The sequence below is a fragment of the Staphylococcus sp. HMSC62A08 genome, from assembly GCF_001839105.1.
In the GTDB taxonomy this organism is placed as follows: Bacteria; Bacillota; Bacilli; order Staphylococcales; family Staphylococcaceae; genus Staphylococcus; species Staphylococcus caprae.
Window position 1 is genome coordinate 216912 of sequence record NZ_KV840039.1, and the last position, 22634, is coordinate 239545.

At 32.4% G+C, this 22634-nt stretch carries 21 protein-coding genes and 3 pseudogenes; 2 read left to right on the top strand and 22 right to left on the bottom strand.

Annotated features, from left to right (window positions below; genetic code table 11):
- Positions 1-74: 74 nt before the first annotated feature.
- The 6 genes and pseudogenes from HMPREF3264_RS06985 to HMPREF3264_RS07010 all read right to left on the bottom strand — a co-directional run bounded on the left by HMPREF3264_RS06985 (position 75) and on the right by HMPREF3264_RS07010 (position 5289).
- Positions 75-676 (bottom strand): annotated as a pseudogene (locus tag HMPREF3264_RS06985) (response regulator).
- Positions 673-1773 carry a sensor histidine kinase gene (locus HMPREF3264_RS06990; protein ID WP_070872683.1) on the bottom strand — a complete coding sequence of 367 codons (1101 nt, stop codon included), beginning with the start codon at positions 1771-1773 and terminating at the stop codon, positions 673-675. The pseudogene HMPREF3264_RS06985 and the gene HMPREF3264_RS06990 overlap by 4 nt, the downstream one beginning before the upstream one ends.
- A complete protein-coding gene (locus tag HMPREF3264_RS06995) occupies positions 1774-2505 on the bottom strand; it encodes an ABC transporter permease (RefSeq protein ID WP_070872685.1) in 732 nt (243 codons plus the stop codon).
- Positions 2499-3380 (bottom strand): ABC transporter ATP-binding protein, encoded by an 882-nt coding sequence (locus HMPREF3264_RS07000; RefSeq protein ID WP_070872686.1) that lies wholly within the window; start codon positions 3378-3380, stop codon positions 2499-2501. The genes HMPREF3264_RS06995 and HMPREF3264_RS07000 overlap by 7 nt, the downstream gene beginning before the upstream one ends.
- A 178-nt stretch (positions 3381-3558) precedes the next feature.
- Positions 3559-5031, bottom strand: coding sequence for a cardiolipin synthase (gene cls / locus HMPREF3264_RS07005; RefSeq protein WP_070872688.1), 1473 nt, complete (start codon positions 5029-5031; stop codon positions 3559-3561).
- Positions 5032-5091: 60 nt separating this feature from the next.
- Positions 5092-5289 carry a hypothetical protein gene (locus tag HMPREF3264_RS07010; RefSeq protein WP_037541424.1) on the bottom strand — a complete coding sequence of 66 codons (198 nt, stop codon included), beginning with the start codon at positions 5287-5289 and terminating at the stop codon, positions 5092-5094.
- 321 nt (positions 5290-5610) lie between these two features.
- On the opposite strand from HMPREF3264_RS07010, the gene HMPREF3264_RS07015 reads away from it, so the two are divergent.
- On the top strand, positions 5611-6636 hold the full coding sequence (locus HMPREF3264_RS07015; RefSeq protein WP_002442670.1) for a threonine aldolase family protein: 1026 nt from the start codon (positions 5611-5613) through the stop codon (positions 6634-6636).
- Between the two features lie 321 nt (positions 6637-6957).
- Here HMPREF3264_RS07015 and HMPREF3264_RS07020 read toward each other — a convergent pair whose 3' ends face one another.
- The 9 genes and pseudogenes from HMPREF3264_RS07020 to hflX form a co-directional block, all read right to left on the bottom strand.
- On the bottom strand, positions 6958-7236 hold the full coding sequence (locus HMPREF3264_RS07020) for a hypothetical protein (protein WP_002442668.1): 279 nt from the start codon (positions 7234-7236) through the stop codon (positions 6958-6960).
- Positions 7237-7358: 122 nt separating this feature from the next.
- The gene (locus tag HMPREF3264_RS07025; protein WP_070872690.1) at positions 7359-7736 is read right to left on the bottom strand and encodes a capsid assembly scaffolding protein Gp46 family protein; all 378 of its coding nucleotides are present in this window, start codon (positions 7734-7736) and stop codon (positions 7359-7361) included.
- Positions 7724-7829: pseudogene (locus HMPREF3264_RS12945) on the bottom strand (hypothetical protein); the annotation flags it as partial. The gene HMPREF3264_RS07025 and the pseudogene HMPREF3264_RS12945, both read right to left, overlap by 13 nt.
- A 67-nt stretch (positions 7830-7896) precedes the next feature.
- On the bottom strand, positions 7897-8091 hold the full coding sequence (locus HMPREF3264_RS07030; RefSeq protein WP_070872692.1) for a hypothetical protein: 195 nt from the start codon (positions 8089-8091) through the stop codon (positions 7897-7899).
- A gap of 9 nt (positions 8092-8100) precedes the next feature.
- Positions 8101-9211 (bottom strand): annotated as a pseudogene (locus HMPREF3264_RS12950) (minor capsid protein); the annotation flags it as partial.
- A gap of 430 nt (positions 9212-9641) precedes the next feature.
- On the bottom strand, positions 9642-10982 hold the full coding sequence (gene glnA, locus HMPREF3264_RS07045) for a type I glutamate--ammonia ligase (protein ID WP_070872694.1): 1341 nt from the start codon (positions 10980-10982) through the stop codon (positions 9642-9644).
- A gap of 19 nt (positions 10983-11001) precedes the next feature.
- On the bottom strand, positions 11002-11370 hold the full coding sequence (locus HMPREF3264_RS07050; RefSeq protein ID WP_161792476.1) for a MerR family transcriptional regulator: 369 nt from the start codon (positions 11368-11370) through the stop codon (positions 11002-11004).
- Positions 11371-11632: 262 nt separating this feature from the next.
- Complete coding sequence (locus tag HMPREF3264_RS07055; protein WP_070873267.1) at positions 11633-12871, bottom strand: methionine gamma-lyase family protein; 1239 nt, start codon at positions 12869-12871, stop codon at positions 11633-11635.
- A 16-nt stretch (positions 12872-12887) separates the two neighbouring features.
- The gene (gene hflX, locus HMPREF3264_RS07060) at positions 12888-14126 is read right to left on the bottom strand and encodes a GTPase HflX (protein WP_070872696.1); all 1239 of its coding nucleotides are present in this window, start codon (positions 14124-14126) and stop codon (positions 12888-12890) included.
- Between the two features lie 112 nt (positions 14127-14238).
- Between hflX and HMPREF3264_RS07065 the strand changes: the two genes are divergently transcribed.
- On the top strand, positions 14239-14715 hold the full coding sequence (locus tag HMPREF3264_RS07065) for a glutathione peroxidase (protein ID WP_037541421.1): 477 nt from the start codon (positions 14239-14241) through the stop codon (positions 14713-14715).
- A gap of 347 nt (positions 14716-15062) precedes the next feature.
- Here the strand turns inward: HMPREF3264_RS07065 and hfq are convergent, their stop codons facing one another.
- The 7 genes from hfq to HMPREF3264_RS07100 form a co-directional block, all read right to left on the bottom strand.
- Positions 15063-15302 (bottom strand): RNA chaperone Hfq, encoded by a 240-nt coding sequence (hfq, locus tag HMPREF3264_RS07070; RefSeq protein ID WP_002442642.1) that lies wholly within the window; start codon positions 15300-15302, stop codon positions 15063-15065.
- Entirely contained in the window at positions 15256-16254 is a 999-nt protein-coding gene (gene miaA / locus HMPREF3264_RS07075; protein ID WP_070872698.1) for a tRNA (adenosine(37)-N6)-dimethylallyltransferase MiaA, read from the bottom strand. Before miaA ends, hfq begins: the two co-directional genes overlap by 47 nt.
- A gap of 4 nt (positions 16255-16258) precedes the next feature.
- Positions 16259-17194 (bottom strand): alpha/beta hydrolase, encoded by a 936-nt coding sequence (locus HMPREF3264_RS07080; protein WP_070872699.1) that lies wholly within the window; start codon positions 17192-17194, stop codon positions 16259-16261.
- Positions 17195-17442: 248 nt separating this feature from the next.
- Entirely contained in the window at positions 17443-19116 is a 1674-nt protein-coding gene (locus tag HMPREF3264_RS07085) for a glycerol-3-phosphate dehydrogenase/oxidase (protein ID WP_002442634.1), read from the bottom strand.
- A gap of 176 nt (positions 19117-19292) precedes the next feature.
- Complete coding sequence (gene glpK / locus HMPREF3264_RS07090) at positions 19293-20792, bottom strand: glycerol kinase GlpK (protein ID WP_002442632.1); 1500 nt, start codon at positions 20790-20792, stop codon at positions 19293-19295.
- A 156-nt stretch (positions 20793-20948) separates the two neighbouring features.
- Entirely contained in the window at positions 20949-21767 is an 819-nt protein-coding gene (locus HMPREF3264_RS07095) for an MIP/aquaporin family protein (protein WP_037541420.1), read from the bottom strand.
- A gap of 330 nt (positions 21768-22097) precedes the next feature.
- A complete protein-coding gene (locus tag HMPREF3264_RS07100; RefSeq protein ID WP_037541419.1) occupies positions 22098-22631 on the bottom strand; it encodes a glycerol-3-phosphate responsive antiterminator in 534 nt (177 codons plus the stop codon).
- Positions 22632-22634 lie beyond the last annotated feature (3 nt).

The window sequence follows — 22634 nt, forward strand, 5'->3', positions numbered from 1 at the left end:
AGATCATATAGATAAATCGAATCAAACCAAGCTTAAAATATAAATAATCAAATTTAAATATATATTTTAATGAACTATATCCAACCTTTCGCCGTAGCTTTTTTCCAAGCATCAAACCGATTGTCAGAATATAATTTATCGATAATTGTACTGGTGTAATTTCGAACTGTGCCATCAGAAAGATATAATTTTTCAGCAATTTCTTTGCTACTTAAACCATTTCCTATTTCCCTCAGAACGACTTGTTCTTTATGTGTCAATGGATTGGATTCTTTAAATAGAGAGGTCATTAATGATGTACTGTACTCTTTTTCACCATTCATTACGTTATTAATCGTACGGACCAAGTCTTCTACTGAACGTTCTTTAAGTACATAGGCATCCACGCCATTGGCGACAGCTTTCTCAAAATAACCTGGTCGCTTAAACGTCGTCACAATAATCACTTTGTATTTAATCCTTTAGCCCTTATTTGTGCTAAAATTTCTAATCCTGTCATGCCAGGTATCTCAATATCTAAAATAGCCACATCTGGTTCTTCATTTTCAATAAATTGAAGTGCTTCCTTGCCGTTTTCAACATCTTTCAAAACCTTCATTTCCTCATTTAACTCAATGAGCTGAACCATCGCTTTTCTAAGCATAAGTTGATCTTCTGCAATAATTAGTGAAATCACATTAATTCACCCCTTGGTATCGTCACGACCACGGTTGTTCCATTTTCAGATTTAACAGCCACCTTGCCATTTAAATATTCAGCTCGTTCTTTAATACTTCTTAAATGACATGCTTCTTTATCTTTTATGCCAACGCCGTTATCTTGTACGATTAATTTAATTTGCTGATGTTCTTCAACCAGTTGCCCTATGACTTCTGTAGCATGGGCGTGTTTAATCACATTATTAATTGCCTCTTTTAATATCATGGATAATATTGACTGCTTAGCAGGGTTTAATGACTTTGCTGCGCCTTTATTTTTGAAAATAAACTTCAAATTCGCATCACGTAAAATCGTCTCTACCGAAGACACTTCCTCCTCGAAAGATTGTACCTTTAAATCATCAACAATTGAACGAACTTTATTAAGCGTTTCTCTAGAAAGTTGATTGATAGCCATCATTTCTTTCTTCGCGGATTCTTTATCAGTATCTATGAGTTTCGCAGCTAATTCAGACTTTAAAGTCAAACTTGCAAAGACATGTCCCAGTGTATCATGTAAATCTTGACCAATACGATTACGTTCTTGTTCCGCAATTAACACATTAATATAGCGGTTCTTTTCTTCAAGCTCTTTTCGAACTTTGCGATCCTTTCTAACTTGAAAATTTCCAAACATAATCATTAAAATGACGACATAATATATAATCATCATATAAACTTGATCATGATGCATAATATAAATAAACAAAACACAAATAATCATTGTGATGATATAGCTTATAAATTCTTTTGATTTCAATCCCACATCGAAAATGAAGGGCAATGCAAAGGCACTATAAAAGAAAAACATACTTAGTAATGGTTCATAAGCATAAACGAAATACATAATACATACATAATGGATAAGCAGTAAGATATATAGATGATTTTTATTCAACTTAGTGTGCAGCAGAACGAGCATTAAATATGAAACCGTAAAAATGGATAAAGCGATAAAATATATCGACTTATTAAATATATGTTCAGAATCAAATAAACCAAAAATCGGAAATATTAAATAAACTAGTGAAGAAATTTCTCCCATTCTAACTCCGAAACTACGTTTTACGTTCATCTATGACACATCTTTCTTTTTATTAATCAATAAAGCAATACTCAAAAAAATTATACTATAAAGAATTAAAAAGCCAAATGACGTAAAGTTAATACCTTTATCCTTCCCTAGATCTAGTGCTATTTGTTTTAAATGATACGTTGGCATCTTTTTCGAAATGGCTTGTAACCAATCGGGAAAAGTATTGACTGGAAACCATAAGCCACCTACAATGGCCATCGCTATATTGAGTAAATTTGCAACACTACTTGCCTTCTGAATATCATTAAATTGAGCTATAACTAACCCAAATGTTAAGAATAAACTCGCTCCTATCCATAAAACAACACTTGATAATATCCAATTTGTGAAGTCCATATTCACATTTTTATAAAAATGAGCAACCATAAAAATAATAATAATTGCCACTAAAAATTGGCACATCGTCTTTAAAACTTTAGCTAAGTAATAATGAACAGGTTTCAAAGGCGTAGACATTAAATGTTTATACCAACCATTGTTTCTTTCTTCTATCATATCTAAAGGGAACGACATCATACAAAAATTCATCAAACTAAACACTGTCATACTATACATATATTCTTTATAAAATGGTTTTTTAGCTTCCTCTGGTAAATCTAATAATGAGGTAAATAATAAGTAAAATGCGACAGGTAGGAAAATAGACATAAATAGATATAATTTTTTCCTAAACATGATTTTAATTTCTGTCTTTAAAAATGTATCTAACATTCGGTCATCACTCCTTTTTGATTCTCAATACCTGAAAACATGATTTCCAATAATGACATTTTATGAATTTCTATTTTGTTTAAATCGAACTTATACTCTATTAATTTCAGGATGACTGGTTCAACTTGATTCGTTTTTATCTCATAATGATTTTTTAACTTTTTAATATTGAACGCATTCTTTAGGTCACTTAATAATCCATCATCAATAACTGGAAGTACGATGATTGAGTTATTTTGAGTGTTTTTAATATGTTCAGGAGAATCGTCGAGTTGAATTTGACCCTGATCAAGAAGAACTACTTGGTCGGCCATTCTTTCGACTTCTTCAATGTAATGAGAAGTATAAAGAATAGTGACATGCGCTTGCTTAAGCTTTTCTATGATACTCCAGAAATGTTCTCTAGTTTCAATATCCATTCCTGACGTTGGCTCATCAAGTATTAAAAATTCAGGTTGTCCTACTAATGTTAAGGCGAAATCTAGTATCCTCTTCTGACCTCCAGACAACTGACTCGCCATTTGATTCATATGCTTGTCATTAAATTGAGTAATATTGATAAATTGTGAAAGCGTAATAGGATTTTTATAAAATGATTGATGCAAGTGAAACAATTCCTTTACTTTGAAAAATTTAGGAAAATTCGTTTTTTGATATAACACACCCATATGATTTGTATCAATCATTTTCGATTCATCAACAATATGCCCTACATCACTCTGTATGTTGCCAATCAGGATATCGATAAGTGTTGTTTTCCCTGCTCCATTTTTCCCTATTAAAGCCGTACACGTATTTTCTTTCAACTCAAGACTGATATCATTAAGAACTTTGTTGTTATTAAAGGACTTTGCTAAGTTTTGTAACTTTATCACCACATGTCACACCTTTGCTATAAGATAATTCTAATTTAGCATTGAGTCGTTATGATATTTAGTTCATTTTGTCACGATTTGTATATGACATTTGTCATGAAAATTCTGTTAAGTTTACATAATATTTCTATGTGCAATAAAAAATTCCCGCTTATAGAAAGCAGGAATTCTAAGTATTTTATAAAATTGGAGAAACTAATTTAGCTAAATCTTCCTTAAATTTAATTGATAACGGACGTTGATCATATTTTTCTTTAGTAAGTAATTTAGATTTTTTAATATCTTCTTCAAAAGCTTGTCGCAATTGTTGTGCAATCTCCTTATCATAGACGAATGCATTGATTTCAAAGTTCAACTCGAAACTTCTAAAGTCCATATTCGCACTACCTATTGAAGATACTTCATCATCAATCATAAGAATTTTTGAATGAATGAAACCATTCTGATAGGTATAAACATTCACGCCACTATCTAATAAATCTGCCGCATTTGAAAATGTAGCCCAATAAACAAATGGATGGTCAGGTTTACATGGAATCATTAAATTAACTTCAACACCACTATTTGCAGCCATTTTCAGCGCATTAATATAAGATTGATCCGGTATAAAATACGGACTTTGAAGATAAATTGACTTTCTAGCGCTCATAATCATTTTCGTATAACCGTATTCAATTTGATGTAAGTCGAACGCAGGCCCACTTGAGGCAATTTGTAATGCTTTGTCACCTTTGTCGCCTGTCTTTTTAGGGAAATACTTTTGATCATATTCAAACTGTGGACGATGTGCTTGAGAGTTCCAATCTAAAATAAATCTTAATTGTAACGCATCCACACTATCACCTTGAACACGTAAATGTGTATCTCTCCAATAGCCAAGCTTACCTAATCCTAAATAATCGTCACCGATATTGAATCCGCCAATATAACCTATTTGGCCATCAATAATAATGATCTTTCTGTGATTTCGGTTATTCATTCGAAAATTGACAAGTGGAAATTTTGATGCAAAGAATGCTTCAACTTCCCCACCTAAAGATTTGAATTGCTTAAATTTAGCCATATTGACTTTTTTAGAACCAACATCATCATATAATAATTTAACTTCTAAACCTTCTTTAAGTTTAGTTTCAAGCGCATCTATAATCTTTTTCCCTAAACCATCAAGTTCGAAAGTGTAATACTCTAAATGAATGTAGTCCTTCGCATTATAGATATCTTCTATTACTTTGTCATAGAGTTTATGACCATCTGTAAATAAGTCAATTTTATTATTTTCAGTTAGAAAAGCATCTTGTTTCATTAATAACATACGAATTAAATCGTGATGTTTCTCAACTTGGTCATTCGTAGATTCAAAATTTAATTTTTCGAAACTATCAGCTTGAGCTTTTACTAAATCTTGAAAGGCATCTAACTCTTTACCATTATTTTTTTCCATTTTCTTTTTAGAAACGGTTCTGCCTAAGAATAGATATAGAATGAAACCGATAATCGGTAGTATGAAGAGAACAAATAACCAGGCCCAAGTGGAACTTGCACTTCTTCGATCCTTCTCTAGAAAAATAATGACAAACGCAAGTACTAGATTAATAATAAATCCGAGTACTAATATGATTGTTAATATAGTACCTAAATATCCAAAATCCATGAAATTGTACTCCTATATGTATTTCCACTCAAAATGATTCAAGTGGATAATTTAATTTTACTACTCTTGAGTAACTAATGTTAACACAGCGTTATAGTCTTCTTCTATATTTGGAAACTTACGTTCCTCGACTTGCTTTATCGAAATATTTAATAATTTGTATGAACTCCCATCGTCAGAACGAAGGAAATCGTTAACACTTTTTTCTAATCTTTCTAAAGAATCTTCAGTAAATGTTTTAAATTTAATTTGTTGCATAAGGTTCATTCCCCTTTCTCTATGTTGATTAAATGATAGAACTTTTCATACAAAAATTCAATTATTATTAAGACAAACAGAAGTGATGAAATGAACTTTAATAGGTTGTACGGAATATATTTGAATTTAAGGTATTATGATGTATAATAACAACATTCGATTGAATATTCTGAATTATCTATCTTTTACTATAATTTATTAGTTTATATTTTCTTGATAACTACCTCTTATTTATAAAGAATTTATTTTCTAATAAAAGTAAGAGCATGAAGATTAGTTGGAAAATATTGCAATATGGATTTAACTTAGGAGGGAAAGTTAATGATTTCATTTGAAAATGACTACCTAGAAGGTGCACATGAACAAGTCTTAAAACGATTAGTTGAAACAAACAGAATTCAAGCTGCTGGATACGGATTTGATGACTTCTCAGCACAAGCAGCTGACAAAATTAGAGAAACAATACAATGTCCTGATGCAACGATCAGATTTTTAGTTGGCGGAACTCAGACGAACCAAGTTGTCATCAATTCAATGTTAAAAAGTTATGAAGGTGTTATTTCAGCAGATACTGGACATGTCGCTGTTCATGAAGGCGGCGCAATTGAATTTAGTGGGCACAAAGTGTTAGCTATACCATCAAGTGAAGGTAAAATATCTGCCGAGGGTGTTGAAGCGTACTTAGATACTTTCTATAGTGATTTTAAAAGAGAGCACATGGTCTTTCCAGGAATGGTTTATATTTCACACCCAACTGAATATGGAACATTGTATACCAAAGATGAATTGAAAAGTTTGGCAAAGGTTTGCAAAAAACACGAGATTCCTTTATTTATGGATGGCGCAAGACTCGGTTATGGTTTAATGAGCGAGAATACCGATGTCACAATAAAAGACGTCGCAAATTACTGTGACATCTTTTACATAGGTGGTACTAAAATTGGTGCATTATGTGGTGAAGCCATTGTATTTACTAAAAACAATGAACCTAAGAATTTCACAACAATTATTAAACATCATGGTGCGTTATTAGCTAAAGGTCGTTTAACTGGCATACAATTTTTAGAGTTATTTACAGATGATTTATATTTTAAAATTAGTAAACATGCCATCGATATGGCTAAGAAAGTTAAAAAAGGATTTTTAGATAAAGGATATCAGTTATATTTTGACTCCCCTACGAATCAGCAATTCTTTGTGATAAGTAACGATAAAATTAAAGAATTAGAACAAAAAGTTAAATTTGCAATTTGGGAGAAGTATGACGATAATCACCGCGTTGTAAGATTTGCGACAAGCTGGGCAACTACCGAAGAAAATGTAGAAGAGTTATTGAAGTTAATTTAATATATCGTTTTTAAATTTGAAGCTATTATATCGAATGGAAGTTTGTGTTAAAAAGATTTCGTCTATTCTTAGTTTACTTTGAACGTAAAATATAGTAATAAAAGGTAAACGTCTTAAATATTATAAGAATTCGACGAAATCTTTTTTATTATAGTCGTTTTCTATTTCATTATCTATTTTCAATAAATATATAAAGTGAAGTCATAATTGCAATTCCATTTAAAAATTCTAATTTTTCTTAAGTTGTAGTTTCTCTGATTTTAATTTCCATAGTAGTACCTTTCTAAGTGAATTATTTTTATTAATTTGATAAATACAATCTTAGTTACTTATTCTTGTTATTACTTGTTGATATGCTTCAAGTACTTGAGGATATAGATAAATCACCCTAGATCCAATGCGACGAGTTATTTTCACTATTTCTGGTTCACAGACTATTTTATTTTGAAGTGTTGATTTACTAAGTCCTGTTATCATTACCAAATCTTTAATATCTACCGAAGCATATTGTCTTTTATAATTTTGTAGTATTTTTTCTAATTTATCTTCAACTAATTTATGCATAAATTGATCATCTATATGAATAGTTATATTACTCATGCTGTATCACTCCAATGTTGTAATTTTAATTAAATATTTTATATTATCAATTTTTCAATTGATAAAATCAATAACACTTATAAACACAGATGTTACTTTAACAATCACATTATCTATTGCTGTCATGCTTTGACTAATACATCAACAATTTGATCATCAAAATTTTGCACACCAAATTCATTAAGCATTGTACGCGTTTCATTCTTCATTTGAGATAAAGCTTTTTCTGCTTTTAGTTCTTCATTTTCTTTTAACAGCTTTTCCAACTCATATTGATTCTTTTGATCTTTATTCATCTTGGCTAGTTTTTCAGCTTCCTGAATTGCATCTTTCATACGTTCTTCAGATTTTCTTCTTTCTCTAGCTAGACGGTCTTTAATCATTTGAGACACTTCATCTTGAGAGAATGTTTTCTCATTTTGTTGTGCTTGTTCATCATTATTTTCTAAATTCGTATTGCTCTTTGTTTCTTCAGTAATATTACTTTGATTGTTTTCCATGAGATATACCTCCGTTTATAGTCTGTCGACTGCTTATTCCATACTTGCTTTTATAACGTCATCAGCACGTTTTGGACATAAAAAATAACCTTTCGTAGAAGGTTAAAAAAGTGTATAAAAATAGCACCACTTTCTATTTATAGGGGTAGAAAGGATGCTATTAAGATATTAATTTTATACTTTTTATTTCTGATTCATCAATTGAATATATTCCTATATCTGTTTCTAAATCCATATCATAATTTCCCGTATCAGTTTCTAACGGATTTTCATAGTCGGTAACTTTACCTATTAATACTTTTTGACTTATTAAAACAACCATTACCTTATGTCCATAAGCATCTCTTATATGCAATATTATCACCTACTTTTTAATATACGGTATAACATGTGTACCAGTTTTGAATAATGTACTTTTCCTATACTTGTTTCAATATATTTATTATTTATATATGATTTACCAATTAGTAATTTAAAATCGATAATTTCCTTACGGTTAAACTTTTCATTTAATAGTAATAATTTCCCAGTAGTGGCTTTTACTTTAACTAATTTATTTAATTCCTCATTAGAAATAGTTGTATAACTAGGTAATTTATCTCCATTTATTTTAGCTATTTCAACGCTTTGCTTAAATAGCTCATGTTCTTTATTATGTCTATTTTGCTTTTCGTAATTTATATCTAATTTTATTTTACCACTGCTTATCAGTTCATGCATTTCTTTTTTTGCTTTTTCTTGTAATTTTTCTTTTTCTAGTTTTTTATCCTCAACCTGGTACTTACCTTTACGCTCAGCAAAAATTTATCCCGCCAATTTCCCACATGTGGTACTGTAGTACTTCTACACCAAGGGTGCATAGGTGGAGCATTAATACCAGGTACCATGTCTTTAACTTTAAATACTTTTCCATTTAATGAGTGACAAATTTTAGATGTTTTCTTATCTATTTTGGCCACGTATTTATACTCGCCATCTTCACCTAAATCTTTAAGATAAGTTAGCTTCTGTGATTCAGCCTGAACACGTGCTGATTCAGTAACTAACAATCTACTTGCATTATAAGTAGTAGTGTTAGTTAGTTTCTTAAAATCCTTTATATATTCATTGGGATGTCTCCCTCTAAGAAATACATTACTCGTTGTTCTTTCCACTTCTTTTTGAACTACAGCCATATCTTGCCATAATCTTGTAGACCATTTCACACCTTTAAAGTTACTGTTAACAACCGCTTTTACTTCAGTTTCATCAATTTTCACATGTTCACCAAGTATATGTGCTTGTCTTTCAACTTCTCTATCAACTGCATCAACTAACTTATTTTCTATTTTATCTTGAATATCTAAAGTGGAGTCTTTGACTATCAAATCTAATTGCTGCTTTAATAGTTTTTCTCTAGATACTTTCATAGACAAGTTATAAAGCTTAAGTGCGTTGTTTGCCTCATCGCTAAAATCTTTACGTTTCACATATTTAGTAACTAAATATGCAAATCAAGCGGTCAATCAAATTTCATTCTTTTGATACTGAATAATAGAATCTTACTTCAATGTTTTTAATTATTTAATTTTTATTACTGTTTTTTTATTGAGTCTGATAATAACTAGTGTAGTAATGAGTGCTAAGGCAATATGAGTAATTCTATTATCCAAAAAGATATTTAACCAAAATAATAAAACTAAAATTATAGCGAGTCTTTTCATTACCTTTAACTACTAAAAATAATATTTTATTCACATATAAAATCTCTTTCAAAATAGCTTCACTCTATCCATACTTTAATATGATTTATTTTTCAAAATGTAACTGACTAAAAGGATATCTTTTCACAATGCAAAAAAAGAGCCAAGACAATTGTGTCTCAGCTCTTACCCCTATTGTGTTTCCCCTGTTTTGTTTAGCGCTTTAGTATTGTTTCATGTACTGCTCGCGTTCCCATTCAGAAACTTGAGTTCTGTAGTAATCCCATTCAATGGATTTAGAGTTAATAAATTGATTGTAAATGTGATTACCTAAAGCGTTTTTGATTGAAGTATTTTCGCGCATTGCTTTTAATGCAGTATATAATGTTGAAGGTAAGTCTTGGATGCCAACTGCCTCACGTTCTTCACGATTCATTTCGTAAATATTTTGGTTTACTGGTTTTGGTACTTCTAATTTGTTTTTAATTCCGTCTAATCCAGCTTCTAAGATAGCTGCTAAAGCCATATAAGGGTTAGCTGCTGGGTCAACTGAACGTACTTCGATACGAGTTGATAAACCTCTTGAAGAAGGTACACGTACTAATGGAGAACGGTTTTTACCACTCCATGCAATGTAACATGGTGCTTCGTAACCTGGTACTAAACGTTTGTATGAGTTTACTAATGGGTTACATACTGCAGTGAATCCACGTGCATTTTTAAGCACACCTGCTGTAAATTGGTAAGCCGTATCAGTTAATTGCATTTCACCATCTGGATCGTAGAATGCATTTTCTTTTCCTTTGAATAATGAAACATTAAAGTGCATTCCGCTTCCGTTAACACCGAGTAACGGTTTTGGCATAAATGTCGCATGTAAGTTATGCTTACGTGCGATTGTTTTAACAACAAGTTTAAATGTTTGAATGTTATCACAAGCTGTAACAGCATCAGCATATTTAAAGTCAATTTCATGTTGTCCAGGTGCAACTTCGTGGTGACTTGCTTCGATATCGAATCCCATATCTTCTAATTCTAATACGATGTCGCGACGGCAATTCTCACCTAAGTCTGTTGGTGCTAAGTCGAAGTAACCTCCATCGTCATTTAATTCTAATGTAGGTTCACCTTTTTCATCTAATTTGAATAAGAAGAATTCTGGTTCAGGCCCTAAGTTGAAGTCTGTGAAGCCCATATCTTCCATTTCTTTTAAGACACGTTTTAAGTTAGCACGAGGGTCACCTTCAAATGGTGTACCATCTGTTTTAAATACGTCACAGATTAAACGCGCAACTTTACCTTGACCTGCTGTCCATGGGAAAATCACCCAAGTATCTAAATCTGGTTGTAAGTACATATCAGATTCTTCAATACGTACGAAACCTTCGATAGATGAACCATCGAACATCATTTCATTGTCTAAAACTTTTTCTAATTGGCTTACAGGAACTTCAACGTTTTTAATTGTTCCTAAAATATCAGTGAATTGTAATCTTAAATATCTTACGTTTTCCTCTTCAGCAAACTTACGAATATCGTCTTTTGTAAAACTACGTTTTGGCATGGTTTGTATCCTCCAAATTTTATTTAATAAATCTTGATAAGTCACCACGATTTATTGGTAATGTTTCGCTACGCGGTTTCTGCGTTGCATCTACAATCATTCTTTTTCTAGTCTCTTGTTCATCTGTAGTTAAGTGATCTTGGTCATCAAATATGATTTGTTTAATACCTTTGATATTAAATCCTTTCTCAATTAAACTCTTAATTTCTAAAAGGCGGTCCAAATCATTCATTGAAAATAACCTTTTGTTTCCTTGAGTTCTTTCTGGTGTAATGAGTTCATGTGTTTCATAATAACGAATTTGTCTTGGACTTAATTCAGTTAGTTTGCTCACAACACTCATAGAGAATACGGCCATGTTTCGTCTGATGGAATCGTTAGACTGCACTTGTACCTCTCCTCTACTTTTGAACTTGACACTAATTTAGCATAGATTTACTTATAATACAAAAGTATGTCAGGTTTTCTCACATAAATACTTGAAACCTTATCATATCAACATTTCAAACCAATGTTTCAATTGAAAAATGAGTTAAATTCCAAACAACATCTTATAATTTCTAAATTAATTTTATAATTTTCTGACAAAAACTTCAAATAAATACAAAACTCTCTAAATGTCTTATCATCTAGAGAGTTAAAGTCCTACTTTATATTAAATTTTGCTCATTTAATTGAATGACTGCACGAGTTACAGCTAATTTAACATGTTCATATGTTAAACCACCTTGAACATAAGCTTCATAAGGAGGTCGTATCGGTCCGTCTGCAGATAATTCAATGGATGAACCTTGTACAAAAGTCCCTGCTGCCATAATTACATCATCTTCATACCCTGGCATATAACTTGGCTCAGGACTAAAATGTGCATTAATAGGCGAAGCATGTTGAATACTTTGACAGAAAGATATCATTTGTTCTTTCGTATCAAATTGTACAGTTTGTATTAAATCTGTACGCTTCACATCATATTTAGGTGTCGTTTTCATATTTAATTTTTCAAGAAGGAGGCTAGTAAATAAAGCACCTTTCAAACTCTGGCTCACTACATGCGGTGCCAAGAAAAATCCTTGATACATCTCTTGTAAGGAATTTAAAGACGCACCCGCTTCTTTACCAATACCTGGCGCAGTTAAACGATAGCCACAACGCTCAATTAAATCCTTACGTCCTGCAATATAACCACCGATTTTAGCAAGACCACCACCGGGATTCTTAATTAGCGAACCGGCAATTAAGTCAGCACCAACTTCGATCGGTTCTTTATCTTCAACAAATTCTCCATAACAATTATCAACGAAAATAATAACATCTGGATATTTGGCTTTAACTGCTTCGATTGCTTCTTGAATTTCATCTATTGGAATTGATGGACGTTGATCATACCCCTTAGAACGTTGAATGGCTACAACTTTAGTTTTCTCATTAATTGCTTCAAGTACATTGGGTATATCAATTTTGCCATTATTTAATTTCACTTCATTATAATGAACACCATGTTCTTTTAAACTTTCAATTCCATTGCCATTTACACCAATGACTTCTAACAACGTGTCATAAGGGCTTCCGGTGATATATAATAATTCATCATCATATTTCAAGTTACTTTGAAGCGCTAATGTAATTGCATGTGTACCTGAAATGATTTGAGGTCTTACTAGCGCATCTTCAGCTTTAAATGTATGTGCGTAAATCTCTTCTAAATGGTCCCTTCCAAAGTCATCATATCCATATCCCGTGGATCCTTGAAGATCACTTTCTGTCGCTTTGACATGATGAAAGGCGTTAAGTACTTTTTCTTGATTGATTAAGGCATTATTTTCAATTTCTTTGAAATATGGTGCCAAGGTCATCTCAACCTCTTCAATCAATTGAGTCATTTCTTTCATATTTTTTCTTCCTTTATCATTTTTTGTAGCCTTTAACGCTATACGTTTCATTCTCCTCATTAAAATACAGCTCACTCACTAATGTATGCTGCTTTAAGAAATATAATCTGTCCGCATTAACGCTATCCACAGTTTCTTCATAATATTCTAAATTGCGTTTAATCTCATCGATCATTAGTGATTTCACTTTTTCTTTATCGTTTTCATCTCTGCTTGATACAAAGACATGTGGAGATTTAGAAACAGGTGCTTCTGTATCTTCACCACATAAATCCTTTTTATTGAAAATTACAGCTTGAGGAATTTGATCCATATCTAAATCATTAATTAGCTGATTAACTGTATCATATTGTGAGCGATATTCAGGATGACTCGCATCGACAACATGTAATAATAGGTCAGCACCTTTCGCTTCTTCAAGTGTTGATTTAAATGCTGCTACTAATGTCGTTGGAAGTTTCTGAATAAATCCTACAGTATCTGAAATAATCAGATTAAATCCTTCATTAATTTGAATTTGGCGTGTTTTAGGATCTAATGTTGCAAATAATAAGTTCCTTTCATATGTTTCCTCATTAGCTAGGACATTGAACCATGAGGGTTTACCAGCGTTTGTATAACCAACTAAAGCAATTTGGAAAACTTGATTCTGCTCACGCTTATTTCTATATCTTTCACGATGTTCAACTACAGTTTGTAATTGATGTTTAATTTCATTCATACGCGTTCTAATATGACGACGATCCATTTCTAATTTCGTTTCACCGGGACCTCTTGTACCTATGCCGCCACCTAAACGAGAAAGGCTCTTACCATGCCCTTGTAATCTTGGTAAAAGATAATCAAGTTGAGCCAATTCAACCTGTAATTTACCTTCTCTACTTCGTGCTCTTAAAGCAAATATTTCTAAAATTAATTGGGTTCTATCGATGATTTTAATGCCCAAATTATCATTTAATGTTTTAGATTGTGCAGTTGTCAATTCATCATTCGTCACAACAAGATCTATATCATGAAATTCGATAAAAGCTTTAATTTCTTCAATTTTACCTTTACCTACATAATATTTATGATCAAATTGTTCTCTGTTTTGAGTGATTTGACCTTTAACATTTAATTGGCAAGTTTGAGATAAAGCTTCTAACTCTTCCATCGTTGAATCAAAATTAAATTGATTATCCGTTTGAGCATGTACACCGACTAATACAGCAGTTTCTAATCTCTTCTTTGTATCATGAGTTGATTGCTGTGCCATGATATACATCTCCTCTATAAAAAGTTACTCAAAACATTCTATCATAGACTTTGAACAAAGACTATAGAGTCAAATTATGTTAAATTTGAAGTATATCGAAAGGGTGATAAATATGGAAACGATTTATGATTTTGTAGTGCAAAAAAATAACGGTGAAAATTATAAATTAGAACAATATAAAGGCGATGTAATGCTCATCGTTAATACTGCTAGTGAATGTGGTTTCACCCCACAATTTGAAGGTTTACAAAAATTGTATGATGAATACAAAGATAAAGGTTTCGTTATTTTAGGTTTCCCTTGTAATCAATTTGGTGGTCAAGAACCTGGGTCAGGAGAAGAAGCAGCTCAAAATTGTAAAATCAATTATGGCGTAACCTTCCCTATCCACGAAAAAGTAGACGTAAAAGGTGAGAATCAACATCCATTATTCCGCTATCTCACTGACGCAGCAAAAGGTATGTTAAATGAAAAAATTAAATGGAATTTTACTAAATTCTTAGTCGACCGTGAAGGTAACGTTGTTAAACGTTTCTCTCCACAGAAAAAACCTGATCAAATTAAAAGTGAAATTGAAAAATTATTATAATCAGACTGTAGATTAACACTTCTACTCATTATCGCGTTATGTACATTTAGCTCATTTAAAAGTAATTTCTATTTGTGTATAACGATTATAGAAAATATATTAAATTTCAATAAAATAGAAAAATGCTTCATGTAATGTATGACTAACGAAATCAATCGTAGATTTCAAGCTATACATTGCATGAAGCATATTTTTTATTACAAACATTTCCTTGGTTTGTTCTAAAGTGCTAGGCGTGTTATACCATTATCTTCAATACTTAAATGTAATTCACTGATAAACTTCATGAATCATACACTTCCGCTTATCAATGAAAATGCAAAATTAATGCACTTTGATTACAACTCTTATTCTTCACTTTTTTCTTCAGCTGATTCTTCAGATTCATTATCAACTGTAAAAGTGCTGATCGCATGTTTGTAAATCAGATGTTGTTTGCCTTGAGAAACTAAACTTACAACATATTTGTCAAAGTCTTCAATAACACCTTTCATTTGAAAGCCATTTAAAAAGAATACAGTGACTTCAGTTTTTTCTGCTTTAAAGTTCTCTAGTGCTTGATCTTGGATGTTTTCGTTTGCAATCATGTCTAGAACTCCTTTTATTTATTTGGGTTGTAATCTCATCTAACATCATCTGAAGTGACATCGTTTCTTTATTTAACCAGTGAACATTCATTTTATTCTTAAACCAAGTCAGTTGGCGTTTAGCATATTGTCGTGAATGCTGTTTGAGTTTCTCAACAGCGTCATCCATGTTCATGTTGCCTTTGACTACAGGTACAAGTTCTTTATAACCAATCGCTTGCATGCTTTGGCTTGTTTCAAATCCTTGTTCCACGAGTTGTTGCACTTCTTTAAATAATCCGTGACCCAACATAATATCGACACGTTTATTTATTTTAAAATATAATGTTTCGCGCGACATTTCAATCCCTATTAATAATGTATCATAATTTTCAGTAAATTGTTGCACTTTCTTTCGAGAACTTAAAAGTTTTTTTGTTTTTAAATAATATTCTATCGCTCGCAATACTCTTTTTCGGTTATTAGGATGTATATTCTCTGCTGATTCACTATCAAACGAAGCTAAATAATGATGTAGCTCCTCATTGTTATATTGTTCGAGTTCTGCAAATTGCGCATGAACAATTTGCATTTTTTCAGGGGAGACTGTTTCATCTTCGAAAGCATAGTTGTAAAGCAATGATTGTATGTAAAGGCCTGTGCCTCCAGCGATGATAGGTAATTTCCCTCTATTGATAATATCTTCAATACAAGCTTCTGCTCTTTTTTTAAATTCATACGCTGAAAATGATTCATCAGGCTCTAATATATCTATCATGTGATGTGGAATGCCTTCCATTTCATCTTGAGTCACTTTAGCAGTTCCAATATCCATTTGTTTATACACTTGCATGGAATCTCCACTAATCACTTCACCATTGAATTTTTTAGCAATTTCAATGCTTAATTCAGTTTTACCTGAGGCAGTTGGACCTACAATTACAACAAGAAATGGCTTGTTTTGATTCGTCATTTCATTATTCACTCGCTTTATTTTTCTTTAAAATTTGTTTTTCTATCCATTCAAACATATGTTGCCAAGTCATTTGATAATCATCTTCAAATAAAATTTCATGTCTTTTATTTTTATATAACTGCACAGTGACATGATTTATACCTGATTTCTTATACAATTTACCCAATTGTCGAATGCCCTTTCCATAATCACCAAATGGATCTTCTTTACCTGAAATGAGTAAGATAGGCAAATGTTTGTTTAATTTCTCAAGAGATTTACGTTCTGTTGTCAGCATCATATACTTCACTGTTTGATAAATGAGCTGATTCGACACTCTGAATCCACAATATTCGTCTTGGACAAATTTATCTACTTCATCGCGCTTTGTTGAAATCCAATCACTCTCAGTTTCAGGATTCTCGATACGCTTGTTAAATGATTTATTGACTAAATTATTTACCCATTTCACACGTCGACGCTTACCTAATATTACCGTAATAAGTTTTAAGGCGAATGTTGCCGGAATACCTTTCCACTTCGGAAACATTCCTGTACCAGTTAAGATTAATCCATTCGCAAATTCTGGATATCTAACTACAAATAATCTTGCTATGATAGAACCCATAGAATGTCCTAATACAATATACGGAATTGTAAGTTGTGTGCCGTAAAGTGTTTCCACTATTTCATAGGCATCATCAACAATCTGAGACATATTTTCAAAGTGGCCTCGCTCTACCTCATCAATATCCTTACCATGTCCACGGTGATTATGTCTCAACACATCATATCCCTGTAAATTTAGGGCATAAACTAATTCGTCATAACGGTCCATATGTTCAGCCATTCCATGAAAAAGATGAACAATTCCTATGGTACTTTTCTTAGCCTTATCCACTTTAACCTCAATCATTGTCCCATCTTCAACAGTGATTTTAAACTGACTTTGACTCATAACATATGCCCCCTAACCTTCCTAATTCACTTTAATTCAATATTAGCTTAAAACTATTTTATAAATAATATACCGTGTGAGTGATATGTAATCAAATCGTATGCATAGCGTTTCTTCGGTCATTTTACTTTTATTTTCGGAAAATAAATTAAATAAAAATTAAAAAACTACTTGCAGAAAAATGGAATATCCAAAAATCTACAAGTAGTTAGATTTAAATCTCAATTGATACTCATAAATAATATCATTTATTCTTTAACAGCTGGTTGGTCGTTACCTGTGCGAGCTTGGTCAATCGCTTCTTCAACTTCTTTAGTGTAAGTTTCTTTCTGAGCGTCAGTATAGTTCAACATATCAGCCATGACATTAATTACTGCATCTTTATAATCTAAAACATCTTGAATATTGAAATATAATTTACCTGAACGACGTACTAAGAAATCTGTAGGTTTATAAACCATTTCTTGTTGGATACCATAAACTAATTCTACATAAATTTCTAATGGTAAATTACTTTCATGATATTGTGCAGTTTGTGCAATATTGAATAAATGATCTACGTTTGAACCATATTTACTAGCTAAGCGACGCGCAACATCTTCATCGATGCCGAAGCCTTTTGCTGCATCAACTTTTTGGTCGACGAAGTGTTTAAAGTTTTTACTTCCGCCTACATCACCGCCAGAAATTTTAAGATACTTAGTTGCACATGGTTCAAATTTAAGACCGTATTCTTGTTTCAAGCGTTTCGCTAATAGGTCAACAATATCCAATGCCATGTGACGGTAACCAGTTAATTTACCACCAGCAATTGTTAATAGACCTGATTCACCTTCCCAAACTTCATCTTTTCGTGAAATTTCAGATGGGTCTTTACCTTCTTCTAGGATTAATGGACGGACACCTGCCCAAGTAGATTCAATATCTTCATCTTTAACATCAACACTTGGGAACATATAATTAATTGCATCGATGAGATAGTCTCTGTCCTCTTGAGTAGTTAATGGTGTTGCTTTCTCATTGTCGTAGAACGTATCAGTTGTACCTACATATGCTTTACCTTCACGAGGAATAGCGAAAATCATACGACCATCTTTTTCAGTATCGAAATAAACAGCTTGGCCTAATGGGAATTTAGATTGATCGATAACAACGTGTACACCTTTAGTTAAACGTAGTTGTTTATTATTACGAGCGTAGTCACCACTTCTAACTTCATCTACCCATGGACCAGAAGCATTGATGACTTTTTTAGCTTTAATACCATAAGTTTCGCCGTCAATCATATCTAGCACTTCAATACCATTTACTTTTTTATTTGAATCATAAGTGAAATGTTCAGAACGTGTATAGTTAATGATTTCAGCGCCTTTTTCGGCAGCTTTTTTCATAACTTCAATAGTTAAACGTGCATCATCAGTACGGTATTCAACGTAGTAACCGCCACCTTTTAAGCCATCTTGTTTTACTAATGGTTCTTTATTTAAAGTATCTTGTCTAGATAACATTTTTTTACGTTCAGATTTTTTAACGCCCGCTAATCTATCATACATTGTTAAACCGATTGCAGTTGAGAATTTACCAAATGTACCACCTTTGTGCATTGGTAAAAGCATCCACTCTGGTGTTGTTACGTGTGGACCATTTTCGTAAACAATGGCACGTTCTTTACCAGTTTCAGCTACAACGCCAACTTGTAATTGTTTCAAATATCTTAATCCACCGTGTACAAGTTTAGTTGATCTTGAACTTGTACCTTGAGCGAAGTCTTGCATTTCTACTAAAGCTACTTTCATACCACGGTTACTAGCATCTAAGGCAATACCTGCACCTGTAATACCACCGCCGACGATAACAACGTCATATTCGTTTTCTCTTAAATTCTTTTTAATATGATCCCTTTTCAATGTAGATAATGCCATTATCTAACGCCTCCTAAAAATAAATAAAAAACGAGACACCTATCCCACAAAAACATTTAATTGTTTTGTACGAACAGATCTCTCGTTTCTCGATTTTCTTATTAACTTAAATTCAGTATAACACACTTAAGAAAATCAAGTCCATTTAATGCTCACGCTTACTTCAAAATTTTTGCTTAATCTTCTAGTTTGAATACTTGTGTTGCTTCTACAGCTTTTTTCCAGCCTTTGTATAACTTAGTACGTTGTTCTTCTTCCATTTTTGGTTCAAACTCGGTTTCAAGTTTCCAACGTTCTCTGATATCTTCTTTATTATCCCAGAATCCTACTGCTAATCCTGCTAAATAAGCAGCACCTAATGCTGTAGTCTCTTGAATTTCTGGTCTTTCAACTGCTGAATTTACGATATCAGCTTGGAATTGCATTAAGAAGTTATTTTTAACTGCGCCACCATCGACACGTAAGTTTTGAACTTCAATACCTGAGTCTTTAGACATTGCTTCCATAACATCACGAGTTTGATAACATAGTGATTCTAACGTTGCACGGATGAAATGTTCTTTTTCAGTACCACGTGTTAAACCAAAGAAAGCGCCTCTTGCATCTGAATCCCAATATGGCGTACCTAAACCAACAAATGCTGGAACCATATAAACACCTTCAGTTGAATCTACACGTGAAGCATAATTTTCGGTTTGAGGTGCAGAATTGATCATTCTTAAACCATCACGCAACCATTGAATTGCTGAGCCTGAAACGAAGATTGAACCTTCAAGCGCATAATTGACTTTGCCATCAAGACCATATGCAATTGTTGTCAATAAACCACTTTCAGATTTAACCGCTTCTTCACCAGTATTCATTAACATGAATCCACCAGTACCGTAAGTGTTTTTCACGTCACCTCGGTCGAAACAAGCTTGACCAAATAATGCTGCTTGTTGGTCACCTGCAATACCTGCAATAGGAACTTCTTGTCCAAAGAAGTGATAATCAATAGTTTTGGCGTAAATTTCACTAGATTCTTTAACTTCTGGAAGCATTTGTTTTGGAACATCTAAAATTTCTAATAGTTCATCGTCCCATTTTAAATCATGAATATTAAACATTAATGTACGACTTGCATTTGTATAATCAGTAATATGTGCTTCTTTACCAGATAATTTCCATACTAACCAAGAATCAATTGTTCCAAATAATAAATCGCCATTTTCAGCTTTTTCTCTTGCACCGTCAACATGGTCAAGAATCCACTTCACTTTAGTACCTGCAAAATATGGATCTAACAATAGACCAGTTTTGTCTCTAAATGTTTCTTCGTATCCTTGGTCTTTCAATTCTGTACAAATATCTTGTGTTTGACGAGATTGCCATACAATTGCATGATAAATCGGACGTCCTGTATTCTTATCCCAAACAACAGTCGTTTCACGTTGATTTGTAATACCAATCCCTTCAATTTGGTTAGCTTGAATGTCATTTTCATTCATTACTTCAGCCATCACTGACAGCACAGAAGTCCAAATTTCATTTGCATCATGTTCTACCCAACCTGATTGTGGAAAATGTTGTTTAAACTCACGTTGAGAAACACCTTTAATTTCTCCATCTTTGTTGAAAAGAATCGCACGTGAACTTGTAGTTCCCTGATCGATTGATAAAATATATTTTTCCATAGGTTTTGACTCCTTTTGATGTAATTAATAATAAGTAATAAAGTAAAGTTGGTATTTAAAATTTCATTAATAAAGTATCAACCATTACATCTATACACAAAATTGAGGTAATTTAATCCCGATATTTTAAAATTATCCTTCAATTATCCCTATCAATTAGTAAATAGATTCGATGTCACCTTTTTTAGAGGATTTATTAATAATTAATCCTAATACTAAAGTAATAACAACTAAGACGATTCCAACTGCACAACTCACGTTAAATGTTTGTTTATAAAACACTTCGTAAACGACAGCGCCCAGCATACCACCAGCAATTGGACCTAATACAGGCACAATAGCGTATGACCAGTTAGAATGACCTTTACCTGCGATAGGTAAAATAGCATGTGCAATACGAGGACCTAAATCTCGAGCAGGGTTAATCGCATAACCTGTAGGTCCCCCTAAACTTAAACCAATTGCTACAATTAAAGCACCTACAATAAGTGGATTTAATCCATCAGCAATTTTATTAACACCGATGAATAATATACCTAAAGTTAGAGCCATTGTACCAATAATTTCACTTAAGAAGTTGGCAAAATAGTTTTTAATTCCAGGTGCTGTAGAGAACACGCCTAATTTGACTTCTGGTTCTTCAGTAGCTTTCCAATGTGGTAAATACATTAACCATACAAGTGCACCACCGACGATACCACCTAACATTTGGCAAACAATATAACCAGGAACTTGTGCCCAACTGAATCCGCCATCCATTGCAAGTGCAATTGTAACAGCTGGATTTAAATGTGCGCCAGAGAATTTACCTACGGCATATACGCCCATTGATACGGCTAGACCCCAACCTGCAGCGATTACAATCCAATCTGCATTGTTGCCAGCACTTCTTTTCAAATTAACGTTTGCACAAACGCCACCTCCGAAAAGAATTAAAATTGCAGTACCTAAAAATTCTGCTAAATATGCATTCATATCATTTCCTCCCAAAAAACAGAGAGACCCCTACGTTAGCGATATTAAGCTTGTAGAAATCTCCCAGTCTCTGTTCTATTATTAACTTTTAAACTTGATATAATTTTACTATCGACTTGTAAGCGTTGTCAATGACTTTGTAAAAAAATTGTCATAATTAGTATTTAGAATTATAAATATAGCTAGTGTTTATTTATATCATAATAACTAAATTTTTGAGCAATTTATATTTTTGATTTTAAATTTTAAAGTAAAAAAAGAATGTGCGATATTTAAAATGAGTAGATCCTTTCAAATATCACACACTCTCACCTTTTTGGTTATTATCATTTACCAAAGTTTTTGATAGCTTGTGGTTACATATTTCGCACCACTTGAAACGGCTTCCTGTACTTCATTTTCATCATTAATTAAACCGCCTGCAATTACCGGTGTTGAAGTTTCTTTTTGAATTTGGTTCACTGCTTTACTTGCAATACCAGGTAACACTTCTACGAAATCAGGCTCAACTTTCTTGATTAATTCAATACTTCTCGTTAACGCCTGACTATCTATAATAAATACTCTAAAGATTGTTAAGGTATTTAGAGATTTGGCTTTTCTAATTACCTTTGTTTTAGTTGAAACAATGCCTTTGGGCTTATATTGTTGAATGATATATTCACACGCAAATTCATCATGACTTAAACCTTTTATTAAATCGATATGAATATAGCATGCTATACCTTGACGTTTTAATAGTTCCATTATACTTTTCAAATGCCCAATGTGCATATCTAATAATACACAAGCTTTATAATCTGTCTTTGTTAATCTTTCAAGATCTCTCATATTTCTGATCGCTGGCAAAATATTTTCTTTCAAGAT